The organism is Lacticaseibacillus zeae DSM 20178 = KCTC 3804, from assembly GCF_000260435.1.
GTDB classification, from domain to species: domain Bacteria; phylum Bacillota; class Bacilli; order Lactobacillales; family Lactobacillaceae; genus Lacticaseibacillus; species Lacticaseibacillus zeae.
The window spans coordinates 13,274-32,258 of the sequence record NZ_BACQ01000047.1 but is presented as its reverse complement, the minus strand read 5'-3'; the positions used below and the strand labels follow the sequence as shown (position 1 = coordinate 32,258).

Sequence of the window (18,985 nt, the reverse complement as noted above, 5' to 3'; positions counted from 1 at the left end):
TTAAAGAATTTTCGAGAGCGGCACATAATCTTTAACCACTTTGTCGATGTCCGATCGCATATCAGAGCTTGCATATATTTTATGCTGTGAAGTAGTTACTGTAAGTTGATTATCTGTAAACCTTAGCAAAAAATTTTTAACTTCAGCTTTTCCAAGTCGCCTAATTGTTAGGCGATAGAAGGGATTGAAGTTTTTGATATTTGTCTGAATTGTCACGTCATATCTAGGCTTTGATTCTGAAGAGCGAGCGAAGTTATCGAATAAAGCTTCTTGTAATCCGCAGAATTCTTTCCATGTTTTGTTAACATCCCTGTAAGAAACTTGGTAATGCACCTTCAAGATGAGAAGTGTTAATTCCTCCTGATCTAAGACTGTCAGATCAAGATCGTATGATAATCCTGACTCTGTGACGATATCATAATGAATTAGTCCTTCAGAATATTTTTGTTGTCTCTTGGTATTCACTTTCTGCCCAAGGCTTATTAATGTTTCGTCTAAATTCTTTTTGACTTGAACTACCGATATCTCATCTCCAACAGCGTATTGAAACTTGGGAGTAAAGGAAACTGTCTTTGCTGAAAAATATGATCGCACTTTATTAACTTGAATATAAATCCAGTCTACCTCACTGTAAAGGGCGGCAAATACTGGAATCAAGCTCGCTAAAGGTAATAAGTTCATTACCCCTGAATTTAGAAAAGCATTTGCTACACTCCAGATCGTCCAGATGATGGAGACGAGGATGAGCAAAACTTTAAAGATTTTTGACATCAGTTTTGCAGCTCCTTTGTTTGTCTTTCCAATGGTCTCAAAGATTCTTAGGCTTTAATTATACCCTCTTGGTTCTGGAATGTCTTTTGCATCACGGTGCAGACAAGAACTTTGTCTGTTTGTTCACTACTGTCGAGATCGGGCGGCACTTTCGCCGCGCGCTTATTTGGAATTAGATAGTACAGCACTGAAGATCAAACTTTGCTAAATTAGGTGCTGAAACAAAGAAATTAGATGATTATGCGACCTAGCGACGTTAAAGATTCATTTGAGTGGAAATGATTGCTTTTCGCGACGCGTATTATATCGGCAACATGCCCGCGAATAGGAGCGACTACTTCCAGCGAGGCCTCTACCGGCTGCTGGAAGTAATCGCCATTATTTCGATGCGTTTTATTTCGGCTAATTGAGGGTACAACAATAGGAGCTTCAACCCTTAAACTGTTTAATGATCAAGCAAAACAGAGCAAGAGGAGTCCCATACGTGCATCATACAGGACAAACTGCTTTTGGCAAAGGGCTAACCACTCTTTGCAGAGAATTTTATAGACTGGAGTTAAATTCTTATATGCCCTTAATAATCATTTTTTCTAATACCGTGGATGCTTGTTAGCAGGCAAAGAAGAGAATTTCGACACCTTTTTAAAGTGTGTCATTAAAATCTTTGAGTTATTGCTGAGTGCTGATAGCATATATCTATATTTGGCTTAGATAGGCGTATAAGTAACTAATGGAAATCATAAATTTAAGTTTAACACGCGTCCAAGTGGCCATAATGAATTCCAAGAATTCTTAGACAATTTGAAACCGGTGGAAAAGCAAAAAGTACTCGCCATAATTGCCAAGACGCAGAAATTTGGCTTGCAAGTGGCGGCGCGGCAAATGTGGATCAAAAAAATCTCAGATGGTATTTTAGAGCTTCGGACAACGGGCTCGAATATCCAGCGAGGTTTGTACTTTCACACTGAAGGTTCTCATTATGTGATGACGCATGGATTCACAAAAAAGACGCAGAAGACGCCAGTGTCTGAGCTTAATCATGCCAAAGAACTCAGGACAGAATACTACGATAATTTGGGAGGTAAGTAACATGACAAAGGACATTCTTTTTGACGATTATCTCGCTGAACAACTTAAAGACCTTGAGTTCAAGGCGGGATTCGATGCCGAATCTGCCAAACTTGAGAGTGCAGTGGCATTGATGAATGCGCGTGAACGCGCTGGATTGACGCAACGGGAACTGGCAAAGCGCGCTCATGTTCCGCAATCAACAATTGCACGGATTGAACACGGCCAGAATACTAGCTTCGATACTATGAGCAAAATTGCCTTTGCACTTGGCAAGAAACTCAAAGTTGAATTCACTTAAGGTATAGAGATGTCCCAATGCTTGTGAGCGTCGGGTCTCTGAACTTTCGACACTGCCGCTTTTGTTTAAATTCAAAAAAGTCTAGTGAAGGAACACAAAAGAAGGATCGCAACAGATCCTCCTTTTGTGTTCCCTTGAAACATTTTTATGAGGGTTTATTTGATTTAAAGAAGCAGTGCCAATACAAGAAAGTGGGTAAAGAGCTCTCCGAACTATCTATGGATTAATGGTAAAAATAGACTTTCTGCAGCTTTAATCGCCCTTAACAATCTTAGCAAATCCCTCACGCAACGCCTCATTCCGCGTTTCACCAAAGTATATCCAGTTATTCTCGTTTCCCTGATTCTGCCCGGTAACAAGTGCCTCAGGCTGGCCATTGTGCAGCGTAAATAGATAGACGTACTTACCGCCATAACGTGCGTGCGCTGCGTTTGAATAGATGGCGACAATGGTATATTCGGCATTACTTTGGCCGTTTGCGCTGAGTGCCCAGGTAACGGCTCTGTCACCGACTGCCAGTGCCATCTTGCCGTTTGTGCCATCTGGTTGGGATAATTCGTCAGGAATTTTCAGCCCGTACATATCAGCACTGTTGCCTTGCCAGTAACTTTCGTATTGCTGGCCCATCGTCTTTTCCCACTCGCTCATGAATGCGGCAAGTTGCTGACCCTTGGCGCTTGACCACACAGATTGTTGGCTGCTTGAACTGACACTCTGACTGGACTTTGCGGCTTCTTGGCTTGATGTAGATGGCTGCTTCGATGCCGATGAAGTAGAAGCCTTGCTGCTGGAGACCTGTGACTTGCTTGGTGTGCTTGTCTTTTGCTGATTACCGCAGCCTGACAAGCCCAATGCGAAAAGCAGTGCTGTGAGGCCAATTGTTAACTTTTTCATGATATTCCTCCGATGATCTTTATGTTCATGGATAATTATACATGGCCAGATTAAGGTTAATCATTAATTTCGTCGGGTCAGAGCAAGTAAAAAAACCATCCGACAAGTGGTAATATCCAGCGGTTTAGAAACCGTTATGAGTTTAGTTGAGTTACTACCTGGGACGGGTTACAAATTTAAACGTTGTTAGCACAGTGCCGGTCATTAAAACGATGCAAATTGCTAAACCGACTAAGAGGGGATTGATTGCAGCAATTCCCCAGCCCCTGACCGCTAAGAGGAGTGTTAGTAAACAGTTGATAGTGATAGCGGCAGTAACTGCGCGACTGGGTGTGCTAGCCCAGAATGGCTTTTTGGTACGGGTCATCAAAATTGTTAGCATAGCGCTGAAGATAAGATAAACATAGAGGCCGGTGCTGATTTGGCCAGTGGCTATGTCTAAATGATGTAACCATGTCAGCCAACCGTAACCGACTGCTGACCAGCTTACTGCCAAAATGCCAGAAACTTTACCCAATTTGATAAGACTCCAGCTTTCTGGCTGATATGTGATGGCGGTGTTGTCAGTGCCGAGGACTAAGGTCACGCAGTCATTTAAAATGGCAACTAGGATCATGGCGTTCAAAGTCAATGGTATGAAGCGCATTAGCAGATAGCCGAGAGTTAGGAGAATTGTGAGCTCAGCGGTGCGCGACAGTTTAGTGATTGTCCACGTCATCATACGCTGATAGACGCGGTGGCCGGAGTCGAGAATTTCAATGATTGGAGACAAACCATTTCTCAAAAGTACCATGCGGGCAGAACGCTTAGCGAGATCGACGGCGTTGTTGACAGCGATGCCGACGTCGGCCTGTTTCAGGGCCGGTGCATCGTTGACACCATCGCCTGTCATGCCCACAATATAGCCTTCATGTTGCAAACGCTTGGCTATGGCAAGCTTTGCCTCGGGTGTGACATCGGCGATCCCGGCGAGGGACACGATGTTAGTGTCAATGGTGACGTCGGTGTACGAACGGACTTCACCGTTGAGACTAACTGCTTGAGCCACTTTTGCGGCAGTTTTCTGGTTGTCACCTGTTAGCATGAGCACTTTCACGCCACGAGATTGAATCTTTTGAATTGCGGCAGCGGAGTCTTTTCGAGGTTGGTCTTGTATGATGAACAAACCGGCTAGCTGCGAGTTAACCATAAGGGCAGTCGTGCGTCCATCAGAGTAGTTCACAACAGAGAGGTCTGGACAATTGGTAGCAAGTGTTGCTAGCTTCTTCAATGACCCAAGCCGTACGGTGACGTTCATGTCGTCGCTAACTACGGTGGCTTGCGAATAACCGATTGCAGACGTAAACGGAGAGAACTTGTTCTGTGGCAAGGCATCAATACGTTGTTTCAAGGCGTAATTTAAAATTGCTGAATCGATCACACTGGGGTTGCGAGAATCAAGCGCACTTGCGGAGAGTTGGATTAAGTTTTTATCCGTTAATGTTGACCAGTTGTAAAATGCCACAACTACCGGCTTGTTATTGGTGATCGTGCCGGTTTTATCAACCAATAGGAGGTTCATATTGGCTGCCTCTTGAATACCGTTAAGATCGGCCACCAGAATTTGTTTTTTGCTTAATACCTTGGCCTCAACTGAATTGGCAACAGTGAAACTCGATGGCATGGCAATCGGAATCGTACCGATAAAAAGCATCGCCAAGAACGGGGAGCATGGCGACCAAGTTCTCGTGGCGTATGACGGCGACTATGATCAAGATTACCGCTAATATTGCGTCCAGGACTGCTAGATAGTTAATGATTTTACCCAACAGCTTCTGCAAGTGACCAGGTGCGCCACTTTGATTGACCAAACTGATGGTTTTACCTGTGCGACTGGCAGCACCAACAGACGTTACAACGGCCAAAGCATTGCCAGCAAGAACCTCAGTGCCTGCATAGGCGGTGTCACCTGGTATGTGAGTGACGGCCTTGGATTCGCCAGTGATTGTACTTTCGTCGACTTTGAGGGTGTCTTTCAGTAAACGTACGTCAGCAGGAATGATGTTGCCTTGACGAAGATTGATGATGTCATCGACCACCAAAGCTTGAGCTGCTAAGCGGGTCCACTTACCGTCACGGTTGACGATAGCGGTGGGGGTGAGATCATGAGCGAGGCCGCGGAGCACAACATTGGCGCGGCGAGATTGGATTGCACCATTAGTCGCTGCGAATAGCAGCATCAAAACGATAAAACTAGCTTGAATACCTTTGCTAAGCAAGAGTTCAACAATTAATGCACCTTCAAGGATCCAAGCGCTTGGTTCCCATAGTCGCGACAGAATCGCCTTCATAAAGTTGAAGGGTTTTTCGGCAACTTCATTGGGTCCGTCACGTGCCAGTCGTTTCTCGGCTTCAGTCTGACTGAGACCATGAAAATTTGTTTTGTCTAACATAGTAGGCACCTTTTTTCTCAACGATGAAAACGGCCGAATGCACGTAAATGCTCGGCCGTTGGATTGATTAGACTAATTAGTCGAAGTCGACAGAATCGGGAAAATGGGCCAAACGTGTGCCATCAGTACCGAGTTCTTCTTCGATCCGAAGTAGCTGGTTATACTTTTCCACTCGTTCGGATCGAGCCGGAGCGCCAGATTTGAGCTGAGCAGCATTGGTGGCTACGGTGAAGTCAGCAATGAAGGTATCGCCTGTTTCTCCAGAGCGGTGGGATATCATAGTTGTATAACCGTTTTTTCGAGCCAAACGAATTGCTTCGAGTGTTTCCGTAACGGTGCCAATTTGGTTGAGCTTAATCAAAATGCTATTAGCCATGCCTTGTTTGATAGCATCTTTAATTAAGACAGGATTCGTGCAGACCGGATCGTCTGCGACCAGTTGCACACGGTTGCCATACTTTTTAGTGAAAGACGCGAAATGGCCCCAATCTTCTTCGCCGTAAGGGTCTTCGATGGAGATGATTTCAGGGAACTTGTCCAGTAGGTGAATGTAATATTCTCCTAATTGTTCAGGTTTGTACGTCTTGCCTTCGAAGTCATAATTTTTAGTGTCACGGTTGTAAAAATAAGATGCCGCGGCGTCAAAGGCGATTGCAATTTCTTTGCCAGGGGTGTAGCCAGCCTTAATGATCGCGTCATGCAGCATCTGCAAAGCGTCCTCAGAATTCTTGAGGTCAGGCGCAAAGCCGCCTTCGTCACCGAGACCGGTAGTGTAACCAGCAGCTTCGATGACTTTTTCAGCGTATGGTAAGTGTTGACAATCTTTTCGAAACCGTCACGAAAGCTAGAGCGATCGACAGCAGTAATCATGAATTCTTGAATGTCGATGGCGTTATCGGCATGTTCGCCGCCGTTGATTACATTGTGGAAAGTTTGTGGTAGCTCTAGGTCGGTTCCCCCTAGATAGCGGTATAGCGGGATGTGCAGATTATTTGCGGCTGCGCGGGCGGTAGCCATAGATACACCTAAGATTGCGTTAGCACCGAGACGTGCCTTATTCGGAGTGCCATCTAGGTCGATCATTAACTGATCAATGTGTGCCTGATTGAACGGGTTTGCTCCATGCAAGCCTTTGTTGATTTCGGTATTAACATTAGTTACAGCCTTGGCAACGCCTTTACCTTGCAGGCGTTTGCCGCCGTCTCGCAACTCTACAGCTTCTTTTTCTCCGGTGGACGCACCTGATGGTACTTCTGCACGACCTAGTGTGCCGTCGGAAAGAACGACATCTGCTTCCACAGTTGGATTGCCACGAGAATCGAAAATTTCACGTGCTTTCACAGATTCAATGACTACTGACATAATAGATCTCCTTCCGGTAAAAAAAGATGACGTCTACTGTACGCAAAAACCATACAATAGACGTCATCAAATTAATTTACCAATTAGTTTTAGCGGCGAACGTCATCGCCTATTAACTTTTAACATCTATAGCCTACGCTCGTGTTCGATTTTATGCAAGCCCGACTTGATTTAAGAATGGAACTCGAGAAAATCTTGCGAATACTCTTTGCCACAGAAAACCCGTAAAGGAATATTCTTTTATTTGAGAAACGAAGAACCTTGATTCGACGCGACTTTTTCAAAATGTCAATCCTGCTAGAAGTTTAACAATGAACTGAATGCAGAGAACATGAGATGATCGGTCAGAAAAGGTATGAACGATTTAATGATCAAAAAATTGCGGTAACTCTTTTTGCATGGTACATTAATTCTTGTTTCCATTGTGGACAATTGATTATAAAAATGTCGGTGGCCTATTGTGCAAACTGATAGTTCGCTTACTGCGTCTTTTATATGAAGGGAAAAATGCTTCTATAACACACCGCGATTGGCAACAAATGCTTCACAAGTCTTGTTACACCGATCACCATTGCAATTTCGTTCCAGAATGATGGCACACGTCCTGATCAATCCATATGGGTCTCAAAGGAGATTAAGATGAAACCAGATTATTTTATTGCAAATAACTTCAAACTGCCGCTTGATGGTACGACCAAGGTTATGGGAATTGTTAATGTCACGCCAGATTCTTTTTATGATGGCGGGAAGTATGAAAGTACTGAGTTGGCGGTCGAACATGCTTTATCTTTGGTGGCGCAAGGCGCTGACATGATCGACATTGGCGGGCAGACAACGAAGCCTGGAAGTCAGCCAATTAGCGCGGAAGTCGAGCTGGCGCGGATTTTACCGGTGATTTCGGCGTTAAAAGGGAAGCTGAACGTTCCGATTTCCGTGGACACGTATAAACCGCAAGTGGTCGCGGGTGTGATCAAGGCTGGCGTCGATGTCATCAACTTGATTTTTCAGGATGAGGCATCCGAAAAGCTCATCCTTGACATGATTGGCCATACCTCAATGGGCTTGGTGCTTGCCCACAATTCATTCCCCAAAATGTTGGATTCTGACCGGGCGTTGGATCAGTTGAAAGACTTTTTCAATGCGCAACAACAGCTTTTGCAAGGATATGGCATTGGTACCGAGCGGGTTTTGTTTGATCCGGCACTTGGGTATGCGTATGGACTGGATCTGGCGGGGAATTTGAAAGTCATCAACGAAGCCAAGAAGTTAAGTGATGATTTTCCAATGCTCTATGGCTATTCCCAAAAACAGTTTATCGGCGATTTAACCGGAAGTATCGCTCCCGGGCGCTTGGCGGGGACGCAGGCTGTCACGGCGCACTTGGCGGCTCAAGGTGTTGACTTTGTGCGGGTGCATGAAGTGGCCGAGGCCAAGCAGCTTTTGACCATGCTGAATCAGATTTGGAGGGCGTAGGATGACAGTTGTGATCAGGCTCAATTCGGCAAAATTCCATGCGCACATTGGCGTTTATCCGGAAGAACGCACCATCGGCCAGGATATCGCGATATCGGCGGAAATCACGCTGAAGTTAACGGATCTTGCGATTTTAAAAGCTGACGAGTTAGCCAATACTATCAGCTATGGTGAGGTTTATAAAATCATCGCGCATGAGGTGTCTTTGTCGCAGGACAAGTTGCTGGAGACGTTGGGCGTCAGAATCGTTGAGGCGTTGCAAGCTCGATTTGCGGATAAATTCAGTTCGTTGACGTTGTCGATTAAAAAGATCGCCCTTCCGATTAACGGCATCGTTGATAATGCGGAGGTGTGCATCACCGTATGAGCGCTGGTTTTAAGCATACGGCTTTTATTGGCATTGGCAGTAACCTCGGCGATTCCCTGCAAACGGTTAAGGCAGCGGTGGATGTGATTGACGCGGATCCGCAAATTGAAGTGACCGGCAGCTCTTCGTGGTACGATACCAGCCCAGTCGGTTATGAAGCGCAAGCAAATTTTGTGAATGGTGTTATCAAAATCAAGACCAGTTATACACCGATTGAACTGCTGGATGCGTTAAATCAGATTGAGAAAAGATTCAAACGCAAGCGCACGATCCATTGGGGGCCGCGGACGCTGGATTTAGACATTGAACTTTATGATGAAGAGACGATCCGGACTTTGCGTCTCGAGATTCCTCACCATGAAATGTTTAATCGTCTGTTTGTTCTAAAGCCACTTGAAGAAGTTTTCGATGGGAACACTGAAATGGTCCTTCGTATTCATGATGCCATTACGAAGATTCAAGAGACACAGCAGATTAGAAAAATAGAGAATTAAAGAGGTGCTCACATGAAGCCGTTTGATCGGGCGTTACTTGAAACGAGCGTACGCAATATTTTAATTGCGATTGGGGATGATCCTGATAGGGAGGGCCTGCAGGAAACGCCTGCGCGAGTCGCGAGCGCCTATGAAGAAATGTTTTCGTCTCTGCATCAGAAAGCTTTTACTGAAAGCAAAGTCTTCAACAGTTCCATGGCGAATGATGGGGAACTCGTTGTTGTTGCTGATATTCCGTTTTATTCGATGTGTGAACACCATTTGCTTCCGTTTTTTGGCAGTGTCTCGGTTGGCTACATGCCGAAGAATGGCCGGATCATTGGACTTAGCAAAATTCCCAGACTCGTCGACTATGTTGCCAAAAAGCCTAACGTGCAGGAAAACCTGACCAGTCAAATTGGCTTGGAGCTGCAAAAATTAGTCGATCCCCAAGGCGTGGCGGTGGTCGTGAAGGCCCGGCATATGTGTACCGAAATGCGCGGTATCAAGAAGGCGAACAGTCACACGCTCACGTCCTTTTTCTCTGGCGCGTTTAAAAATAAGGACTATCGTATGGAATTCTTGCAGGAAATCAAAAATCAGTGAGGTGACATCATGACCGAGCATGATAGCTATCGTAAGGTTTTAGCGCGTATTCCCCGGGTGATGCTGTATGATGATTCCTTGAATCGGGTTGATTTGCTTAGAAGGATTTTGAAGCAGTTGGGGAGCCCGGATATGACGTTTCCCAACATTCATATCTGTGGGACGAATGGCAAAGGCTCAACATCAACCATGATTGCTCAGATACTGCAGAATGAAGGGTATCGAGTTGGCCTGTTTACGAGTCCGTTGCTTCTTGATGAGCGTGAGGATATTCAATACAATCGGCGGATGATTGCTGAGGATGAGTTTCTCGCTGCGTACGACGTTTTGATTCAGGGAATGGCTGGAATGAATCTGACGCAGGCTGACATTTCTTTTTTTGAGACGTGGTATTTGGTGGCGATTATCTTTTTTGCGCAGAAGCACGTGGACTATGCCGTTATCGAATGCGGGCTAGGCGGTGAGCTTGATGCGACTAATGCAACGAGCAACGTCAGATTCGCTGTCTTCACCAAAATTGCGCTCGACCACATGAAGATTCTCGGCAATACGATCGAAGAAATTGCGACGGCCAAATCTAAAATTATTAAATCGGATTCGATGATCGTGATCGATTATCCTGCGCAGGCATCTGTTGCTCATGACATCATCGCGGCGCGGGCCAAAGAGCAACACGCAAAGTTGTGGGTGGATCAAGATTTCGAAATCAACCTGCTCTCCAGCGATCTAGCGTCTAACTTAATTGATGTTCGCCTCAATGGTCGCTGGCATCGTGCCTTGAAGTTCTCACTTGCGGGAAAATATCAGATTGACAATCTTGCGACGGTACTCAAATGGTGCAGCGCTTTTAACGCGAGCGAGCCGCGTAAAATTAAGGATGCTTCGATTGTAGCGATGATCAACTCGGCGACGTTTCCGGGCAGAATGGAGGAGCTCTCCAGCAAGCCCACGCTCGTCATTGATGGTGCGCATAATGTAAATGGCATCGATGCGCTGGTCAAGACACTTCTGACAGTGATCCCCAACCGCAAGTTGACGGTTCTCGTTGGTTTCTTGCGCGACAAACAAGTTGCGTTGTGTGTGGACAGGCTGCTTGATTTACCTCATGCGACTTTTGTGGTCTCAAAGCCAGACAACCCGGAGCGCGCGATGTCTTCTGATGAGTTGTATCGTATTTTTGTAGAGAATGACAAAATACAACAGGATCTTGCACTTTACAATGCTCCCAGCGCAAGTGACGCAGTTTACTATATACGTGCGAATGCAGACGACCAGATGATTTATGTTGCGGTGGGGTCTTTTTACTTTATTAATCAAGTTAAGATGCAGTGGGAGGAAGATAGCGCCAGCCAATCATAAGTTTTGAAACTTTGTGCCTGTAAAGGATGGCGAATAAGACTTATTTAACTGCTTGCTGAACACGACAATTTAAAGAAGGCAGAACCTTTCAATGTTGATAAGCTCTCAACATTGAAGGAATCTGCCTTCTTTTTGTGTTACCAATTTTCGACTAGGTACTGTTTACGTTGGTGTCAGCTTTTCCAAATGGCCACAATGAACTCATCCCAACAAAATGCCAAGCACCTTTCCCGGGAAATAGTGGTTTAATTTATATGAGGAGAATGCTGTCATATCACGGCATTTTGGCACCTATCAAATAAATTGTTAGCTATTTGTGACTGCTCATGGCTTACTAAAGGTGTCCCATTGAAAGGAAGTTGTTGCGATGAACGAGTCAATCGGCCGACGAATTCGGAAAAAACGCGAAGAAAAGAAAATGACCCAAAGTCAGGTGGCTGAACGGCTTTATGTGACGCAGCAGACAGTTGCGCGCTGGGAAAGTAACAAGCACGTACCACCAGTGAAGGCTGTGCAGGATTTGGCCAAATTATTTAATGTTGATGCTGCTTATTTCTTTGGCGAAGACCGGATTGTGGCGCGCCACTTTAATTTCTTTGCGTTTCTGGGCAGTTTGCTCTTTAATGTTTTATTTTTCTGGATCCCTGCTGTTTTGCTTGTGTCCTTACAACTTACTTTGTGGGGCAGTGTTGGTGCGTGTTTAGTGGCTCCAGGTGCCGTAATCTGGCAGGCTATCGCCGGGATCAAAGCGTTTACTATAACGCGAATGGTTTTCAGCTTAGTCATGCTCGGCGGTGCTATTTTGGTGGTGCCGATTCTTTGGAAAATCACCAAATATCTGGGCCGAATTTTGCGTGCTTATTATCGTTACAACATTGACGCGATCGTCTACGAAGTGGTGCCAAAGTCGCATGACGATCACGCTTGATGCCAGGAGGTGCCAGTGATGACAGTTATTTTGAAGGCAATAGATGTGAGAAAAAGCGTTAAACGACAAGGAAGTCGAGGCGAAGAGTTCGAAATTCTGCATGGCATTGATTTGGAGGCTTCCGCTGGCGAATTTGTGAGCTTCGTGGGGCCTTCTGGTTCTGGCAAAACAACACTGTTACGATGCCTGTCCGGACTGAGCCGACCTACATATGGTGAAGTACAAATAAACGGTCAGTTATTAAGCAAATTATCTGAACGAAAAATGGCTATTTTACGCAGAAATACAATTAGCTATATTTTTCAATCGTATAATTTGTTGCCAGCCTTGCCAGCATATGACAATATCGTGTTGCCTCTGCAGTTAGCGCACCAAAAAGTCACTCGTGAAGCAGTGCAGCAATTAATGAACGATTTGCAGTTTAAAGCGGATTTATCTCAGCTACCGGCTGCATTATCAGGCGGTGAACAGCAAAAAGTGGCTATCGCTAGAGCCTTAATGATGCATGCTAAAGTGATCTTTGCTGATGAACCGACTGGCGCTTTGGATTCCATTTCTCGCCAGGTTATCTTTGCTCGATTACGGGCACTGGCAGATAGTGGCGTGTGTGTCGTGATGGTGACACATGATATTGAACAGGCAGCGCATACGGATCGAGCTGTTATCTTACATGATGGCCGGATTGATGCGGTTTTCAATCACCCCACGGAGCAAGCATTGTTTGCGGCGATGCGTGAATCGGAGAAGGTGGCGCCATGATTAAGGCAAGTTTGTTGCAGTTTCGTTATTCGTGGCGGGTTTGGGTAACGGCCGGTTTTGTTTTTATGGTTGCTGGGTGGCTGGTAGGATTTTGCATGACTGGTTTTGTCGGTCTAGGCACTCTGAGCGATCTTGTCGACGATCCTAAGCCTTTATTTATCATACCGATGATCTTTGGCAGCATGACGCTTTTCTTCGTACTTGGTGGGGTGATTCGCGGTGTTTTGCGAATTCTGCGACAGGATTACGAGCTTTGGGCCATTTTAGGAGCGGCTCCGCGACAAATTACCTTATTGGTTGCCGTGCAACTTGCATTTCTCGGCAGTATCGGCGGGTTCACCGGGTACTTTCTGGGCATCATGACAGTCACGCCGTTCTATGGGTTGTTACAACAGCTTTTTGGTCAAAAATGGTTGCCGAATGCACCCTTTCATTTTTCGTTAATGAGATTGGTCGAAACGTGTGCCATTGTTGCGGCAACCTGCTTTGTCTCGGGGCTCGCAAAGACCCGCGGCGCGTTAAAACGGCTTGGTACTAGCCATCGTCACCGTTACATACACCTCTCATTCATTTTAGGCGGATTGGCATTTCTTGGCTTGCTTGTGGCCGGTGGACGGATAATGCTTCAACCAGCCGTGCGACAGTCATTTGATCAGATGACGCAGGAAGCTGGCAATCAATTTTTCCTAGCACTTGTGGCGCTCGTTGTCTTGCAACTGGCTGCAGGTAGGCAACTGTTGGCGCACTTCTTTATCTTCTTGATGCAGTATCTCCCTTCAAAACGTCAGGCAATTATACAGACGGCGAGCTATCAAGTCGTTACAAATTCAGAGCGTCTGGCGACAATGCTTGTGCCCATTTTGGCAGTCCAGACACTTGGCATCGGCCTGTATATCTCGTTGTATGGTTTTACACCAGCAGGTCGAGTAGATGTTCAAAATGCGCTGCTTTCATTTATTGTTTATGTCGGCGCGCCGATCATCATAGTCGTTGCAAATATCGTATCAGTGGCAATGTTAAGGGGAAGGCAGCAGGGAGCAAATTTAAATCAACTGCATCAGATTGGATTCACTACCGGACAATTGATGCTGGAACGTTTGTCTGAAAGCATCATCTGTTCAGTAGGCTTCTATGTTGTTGCCGTCGTCGGCAATCTTAGCTTGTATGGGTTACTAGCTACTGCCTGTGCTAAGGCGGGTTTAACTGTGAATATCGATTTTGGTCTTATGTTCCTTCTCCCATGTTTGATGGCCATTGCAGTGGGATTGATCTTGTTTGCCATTGATTGGATTGGAATTCAACGGTGGGCGGTGCTATTTAGGAATCGCTAAAAGTGTTGCCCAACTGGTCAGTGAAGCCGTGTCGTTTTCAGGTTTTATAAAAAGGCAGCCCCACAAGCTATTTCTGCCGGTGGCGTTGCCTTTTTGAAGTCGTATTTATTGCCCATAAATTGCTTTCAACCCAGCAATATCGCCGCTAGAGAGTTGCGTGACCCCACGCGTGATCGGGTACATGACCGAGTCGAGAGACTTGCTGTGATCTAAGCCGAGCGCGTGGCCCAGTTCATGCATGGCAACGGCTTCGTTGATGGATTGTGCCGGATAGGTGAGGTTGAGACTGGCGCGGGCATGGTTGATGACTGTGACCTGCGTACCCATGGTTTCAACAATGATGGTCGGGCCGCCTTCGCCAAGTTCGGTGGCGCCTAGATCCTGCTCACTCATGCCTTTTTGATAACTTGAAAAAGTAATTTGGTTGTCATTCTTTTGACCCTTGCCAGGGATGAGTTTGACGATGCCGGTTGCGTTATAGGCACGGACAGCTTCGTTGAAAACGTTGTGTTCTGACTGCGGCAAGTTGGCATCAAAGTGATAGTAATAAGTTTTTCTGAGGTGACGGCCTTGAACGATATTTAAGGCGGGGGTGGTGTCGGCTGAGGTACTGGTCGAAGTTGCTGATTGGCTGGTGTTGCTGGCTATCAGGCTACCAGATGAGGCTTGGCTGGCCTGGTTAGCTTGATTATTGCCATTCAACCATCCAGAGACCGTGCGTGTGGCGGTGTTCCAGACTTGGGCGATGCCGTTTTTGACAGTTTCGCGCGTCGCAATTGGCAGCGGACTCTCTGTGCTATAAATTAAGAAGACTCCCGCCACAAGCACGATCACCCAGAATAAGCGGTTGCGGTGTTTCATGGATGGCCTCGTTTCTAAAAGAAGTTTGCCGAAGATCTACTGTTATTCTATGCTAATTTGGAAGACTTGTCGTGAAGCTTTAGGCTGATGTTTGAACGAGTATGTCGATTTGACAAGTGGTGAGATGATCATACCCGAAAACTGCCAATTCGTCATGAAAAAGGCTTCGTCACAGCCATTCGCAAAAATGGATGGAGGAGAATCATGCCTGATTTAGATCGGATCGTAAATGCCTATGGCCTTGGGCAGATCAAAAAAGTGACGCCAATGACCAATGGCAAAAGTGGTCGCGCGTGGCGTGTAGAGACTGATATGGCAATGGTTTTGGTGAAGACGGTTTCCGATGTTGCCCGCGCTTCCCTCGAATTTGCCTTAACGCAGGCGATTCAGGAAGAAGATCGCGATGTAACGCCAGCAATTTTGTCGACCACAGACGGGCAACAGTTTGTGACGGTGGATCACCAGGTGTATCGCGTTCAGAGTTATTGGGAGCAAGCCGCGATGAAGCCATCATTAACCGCAACGTTGGCATGTTACCGAAAGATTCGGATTGTACTTGATCGATTTGAATATCCTTGCTCGCCTGACGATTCGCATTCGTTGGATCGACTTTGGAAAAGTCAGCGAGTTAGCTTAGTCCAAAATTGGCCCGGCATTTATGAACAACTGACACCGATGATCGCGCAACTCGAAATAATTGACCGCCAGCAGGAAACGTGGGTGCATGGCGATCTCGGTCGTTGGAATTTACTTCCGCTGGCCAACGAAAAAGTTGCGATTATCGATTTTGGTGAGGCACGTCGCGGCCCTCGGTTTCTGGACTTTGCCGCGCTTTTTGATAGCTTCATGCCGCGAGAAAAGAATGTAGTCAAGGTGTACAGGGATCGTTTTTGCGACTTGGCGGGGATCGAGGAACATGATCGGCGCATCTTTTTGGAGACTGTTCAGTTGTGGCTAGCGAAGGGGATGTTAGTTGCAGTGGAGAAAGCGCCGGAACATGTTCAAGACTTTTGGGATCAAGTGCAGCTAGTTAGAAAATTGAAGTAAAGAAAATTCTTTTCTGTAAAGTTTATCTTCCTGTATACAAAGTGATTGTGAATATTGTAAAGTTGTCAGTAATGTTAACCGCAAGAATGATAGCGCTTTTTATGCCTAACACAAGATGATGAAAGGTCACATATGGGAAGAACATACACTTTAGCCGGCAAGCAGTATGATTACGTCAACAAAGCCAAAGATCTTGGGGCGCAAGGACGTGGGGATATTGTTATCTTGCAAGATCCGATCAGTCGACAATATTTTTGTATTCCTGAGCGCGAGTTACAAGTTCGCATGGGCAATGATTTAGGTGCTCACCTTGCGCTTTATAAAGAACGGATTGTTGGCCGAACGGATGTGTATGCGCATCGGTATTTTAACAAAAAGGCACAAAAGGAAATCTATGGTCCGTATCCTGTTTTTAAAGACGGGCATCCTGTCAAAAATGCTTACGCACCGTTAACAGATCAAGACATTATCGATCACTTGGATGGCATACAGTTCCTTGGCTTTTATCCGATGCTGAAGGGGAATCTCACAAAACAGCTCATTCTTGACTTTGACGGTCATCATGAAGGTCAGCACTGGCAGTCTGTGACAAAGGGCGTTAAGACGCTGTGTGATAAATATGCGATACCTTGTCTTGTCGAGTTATCACAATCAGGTAATGGCAGCCATATTTGGTTCTTTTTTGATCAACCGCTTGCTGCTGGTCTGGTTAGGCGTCTCGGCGATGCCATTTTGAAAGCGGCAAGTGCCGTGAATACCAATATCCAGTTTTCTGCCTTTGACCGGATGTTCCCCAGTCAAAGTGTGCTTGGTGATCATCAAATTGGTAACTTGATCGCCGGGCCATTGCACGGGCAACGCCGACTGGAAGGAAAGTCGAGCTTTGTTGATGATCATTTCACACCACTGGCAGATCAGTGGGGTGCATTGGAACGCGTTGGGTTGATCAGTGCCGCGATGATTGATCACTTGCTGGAGAAACTGGCTAATCAAAATATTTTTCGGCTTTACAATGACGACCAAGCCGGCGAGACAGATTTGTTTACACAACCGCTTACGATTGATCAAAAATTGACGATTATTCGGGCAAACGCACTTTACATTGATCGGACACATTTAACCGATAAACAAGTTGCCGCGCTTAAATACCTTTCGTCATTTAATAATCCAAAGTTTTATGAACATGAAGCTCAGCGCCAGTCCACCTACAATGTTCCTAGGATTATTAGTTTGTTCGAAGAAAAACAACAATACTTGATTCTTCCACGTGGATTGGAGACCCGGTTGCGCGGGTTGATTCCGCATATTCGATGGATGGATAAAACGATCAAAGGGGCGCCAATTAAGGTTTCATTCGTAGGGAAATTACGTTCCGACCAGCAACCGGCTTTTAATGCGTTGCAAAAAGAATCAGATGGTATCCTGCAGGCACGACCAGGTTTTGGCAAGACCGTCATCGGGGCAGCTTTGATTGCTAAGCATCAAGTCAGTACGTTGATTTTAGTCAAAAATAAGGTTCTGGCGGAACAGTGGGTCAGTCGTTTAAACCAATTTTTAAAAGTCGATACAGCGCCGCTCTTTGAAGAACTCACGCCGACTGGCCGCGTACGCCGAAAAAATTCGATCGGCACCTTTTTTGGAACCAAGAAAAATCGTAGTGGGGTTATTGATGTTGCGACAATCCAGTCATTGACAGGGGACGCGCCTGCTCAAGATATTTTAAATAGCTATGGCATGGTTATTTCAGATGAAGTCCATCATGACGCAGCGTACACCTATGATCAGGTGATCAAGTGCATTCGCTCGCACTATTTATACGGCTTGTCCGCCACTCCTTATCGGCGCGATGGCTTGGATCCGATTTTGGTGATGCGTTACGGTCCGATTCGGTACCAAACAGAGGCAATTGACAGCCGATTTGCGCTTGAAGTTGCACGTCACGTTGTTCCTCGATATACGAGTCTTGGCATGATGTCGCTTGAAATGGCAACAAACAGTTTGGCGCAAAACCGTGAAGCCATGCTGCATGATGAACCACGAAATCAGGCGATACTCAGAGACATCCGGCAAAGCTTGGCTGAAGGTCGGCATGTTCTTTTATTAACGGATCTAAGAGCGCATGTGGATGAGTTGGCAGCCGCATTGCCTGAGAAACAGGTGTATAAACTTTATGGTGGGCAAAAAGCGAAAGAAAATGATCAGGTTGTTACAAAAGTAGCCAAAACAAATGAGGCCTATGCGTTGATTGCGACGGGAAAATATGCTGGGGAAGGCATGGATATAGGTGGTATCGATACCATAATTTTGGCCATGCCATTTTCATGGAAAGGCATAATGGTGCAATTTTTAGGACGCATGCAACGTTCATTGAACACCAAGCCAGAATTGCGGGTTTACGACTATGTTGATCCATCAATTCCAATGCTTGCGCGTATGTACCGCAAGCGGCTCAAGGAATATAAGCGATTGGATTATCAAGTCATTGATGATCAGTATTCAAAACAGACGGGGATGCAGGTGTACAACGGTGGTTATCAAAAGACGTTATATCGAATGTTACCTTCCGCCGACAAGACGACCGTTGTTGGCAATCGTATTTCTCGCTTTATGGAGAAAGCGATCGCCATTGTTCAAGGCAATCACGGACAAGTTCATGTTATTCTCAACCAAGATCAATATGAAAGTACCAACTTCAAGCGGTTAGACGGTGTGACTTATACATTCTACAGCGGTAATCTACCAGACTGTCTTGTGTTGGGGAATGATCAGCTTTGGTTCTCATCAGATACCGGATTTCAACGAAACAGTGGTATGACCATTCAATTTAACCAACCTGCCTTTATCGAGCAATTTCAGAAAATGATCGCTCAAAGTATTAGAGGGCTTGATCTTTAAGATTGTTAGTATCAAAACTCTGATTGCAGCCTATATTTAAAAAGAATACAAGATAATT

14 protein-coding genes, 3 pseudogenes and 1 riboswitch are annotated in these 18,985 nt (G+C 45.7%); of the genes and pseudogenes, 12 read left to right on the top strand and 5 right to left on the bottom strand.

Translation table 11 applies throughout. The annotated features are described in order from the left end of the window. A complete protein-coding gene (locus GSO_RS09325) occupies positions 1-771 on the bottom strand; it encodes a hypothetical protein (RefSeq protein WP_010491440.1) in 771 nt (256 codons plus the stop codon). A 735-nt stretch (positions 772-1,506) separates the two neighbouring features. Here GSO_RS09325 and GSO_RS15860 point away from each other — a divergent pair. Then, positions 1,507-1,860 (top strand): annotated as a pseudogene (locus tag GSO_RS15860) (type II toxin-antitoxin system RelE/ParE family toxin); the annotation flags it as partial. 1 nt (position 1,861) lies between these two features. Continuing rightward, the gene (locus GSO_RS09315; protein ID WP_010491435.1) at positions 1,862-2,140 is read left to right on the top strand and encodes a helix-turn-helix domain-containing protein; all 279 of its coding nucleotides are present in this window, start codon (positions 1,862-1,864) and stop codon (positions 2,138-2,140) included. 252 nt (positions 2,141-2,392) lie between these two features. Here the strand turns inward: GSO_RS09315 and GSO_RS09310 are convergent, their stop codons facing one another. The 3 genes and pseudogenes from GSO_RS09310 to eno form a co-directional block, all read right to left on the bottom strand. Further along, on the bottom strand, positions 2,393-3,034 hold the full coding sequence (locus GSO_RS09310) for a DUF4767 domain-containing protein (RefSeq protein ID WP_010491433.1): 642 nt from the start codon (positions 3,032-3,034) through the stop codon (positions 2,393-2,395). Positions 3,035-3,188: 154 nt separating this feature from the next. Beyond that, positions 3,189-5,466: pseudogene (locus GSO_RS15855) on the bottom strand (HAD-IC family P-type ATPase). Positions 5,467-5,542: 76 nt separating this feature from the next. Next, positions 5,543-6,828 (bottom strand): annotated as a pseudogene (gene eno, locus GSO_RS15850) (phosphopyruvate hydratase). A 50-nt stretch (positions 6,829-6,878) separates the two neighbouring features. Next, a riboswitch (Fluoride riboswitch) is annotated at positions 6,879-6,947 on the bottom strand. Between the two features lie 520 nt (positions 6,948-7,467). Between eno and folP the strand changes: the two are divergent. The 8 genes from folP (at position 7,468) to GSO_RS15845 (ending at position 14,124) form a co-directional block, all read left to right on the top strand. Beyond that, the gene (gene folP, locus GSO_RS09295; RefSeq protein WP_010491431.1) at positions 7,468-8,301 is read left to right on the top strand and encodes a dihydropteroate synthase; all 834 of its coding nucleotides are present in this window, start codon (positions 7,468-7,470) and stop codon (positions 8,299-8,301) included. A gap of 1 nt (position 8,302) precedes the next feature. Beyond that, positions 8,303-8,668, top strand: coding sequence for a dihydroneopterin aldolase (folB, locus tag GSO_RS09290; protein WP_010491430.1), 366 nt, complete (start codon positions 8,303-8,305; stop codon positions 8,666-8,668). Next, a complete protein-coding gene (folK, locus tag GSO_RS17550) occupies positions 8,665-9,162 on the top strand; it encodes a 2-amino-4-hydroxy-6-hydroxymethyldihydropteridine diphosphokinase (protein ID WP_010491428.1) in 498 nt (165 codons plus the stop codon). The genes folB and folK overlap by 4 nt, the downstream gene beginning before the upstream one ends. 12 nt (positions 9,163-9,174) lie before the next feature. Next, positions 9,175-9,747: a GTP cyclohydrolase I FolE gene (folE, locus tag GSO_RS17545; protein ID WP_010491426.1), complete on the top strand. Its 573-nt coding sequence runs from the start codon at positions 9,175-9,177 to the stop codon at positions 9,745-9,747. A 9-nt stretch (positions 9,748-9,756) separates the two neighbouring features. After that, a complete protein-coding gene (locus GSO_RS09275) occupies positions 9,757-11,106 on the top strand; it encodes a bifunctional folylpolyglutamate synthase/dihydrofolate synthase (RefSeq protein WP_010491424.1) in 1,350 nt (449 codons plus the stop codon). Between the two features lie 367 nt (positions 11,107-11,473). Then, positions 11,474-12,034 (top strand): helix-turn-helix domain-containing protein, encoded by a 561-nt coding sequence (locus tag GSO_RS09270; RefSeq protein WP_010491423.1) that lies wholly within the window; start codon positions 11,474-11,476, stop codon positions 12,032-12,034. An 18-nt stretch (positions 12,035-12,052) separates the two neighbouring features. Beyond that, complete coding sequence (locus GSO_RS09265) at positions 12,053-12,793, top strand: ABC transporter ATP-binding protein (protein ID WP_010491420.1); 741 nt, start codon at positions 12,053-12,055, stop codon at positions 12,791-12,793. Then, entirely contained in the window at positions 12,790-14,124 is a 1,335-nt protein-coding gene (locus tag GSO_RS15845; RefSeq protein WP_010491418.1) for an ABC transporter permease family protein, read from the top strand. Before GSO_RS09265 ends, GSO_RS15845 begins: the two co-directional genes overlap by 4 nt. Positions 14,125-14,229: 105 nt before the next feature. Here GSO_RS15845 and GSO_RS09255 read toward each other — a convergent pair whose 3' ends face one another. Next, on the bottom strand, positions 14,230-14,985 hold the full coding sequence (locus tag GSO_RS09255; protein WP_010491416.1) for a matrixin family metalloprotease: 756 nt from the start codon (positions 14,983-14,985) through the stop codon (positions 14,230-14,232). A gap of 204 nt (positions 14,986-15,189) precedes the next feature. On the opposite strand from GSO_RS09255, the gene GSO_RS09250 reads away from it, so the two are divergent. Both GSO_RS09250 and GSO_RS09245 read left to right on the top strand, forming a co-directional pair. Further along, the gene (locus GSO_RS09250) at positions 15,190-16,032 is read left to right on the top strand and encodes a phosphotransferase (protein ID WP_010491414.1); all 843 of its coding nucleotides are present in this window, start codon (positions 15,190-15,192) and stop codon (positions 16,030-16,032) included. Positions 16,033-16,164: 132 nt separating this feature from the next. Next, complete coding sequence (locus tag GSO_RS09245; protein ID WP_010491411.1) at positions 16,165-18,927, top strand: DEAD/DEAH box helicase; 2,763 nt, start codon at positions 16,165-16,167, stop codon at positions 18,925-18,927. Positions 18,928-18,985: the final 58 nt, after the last annotated feature.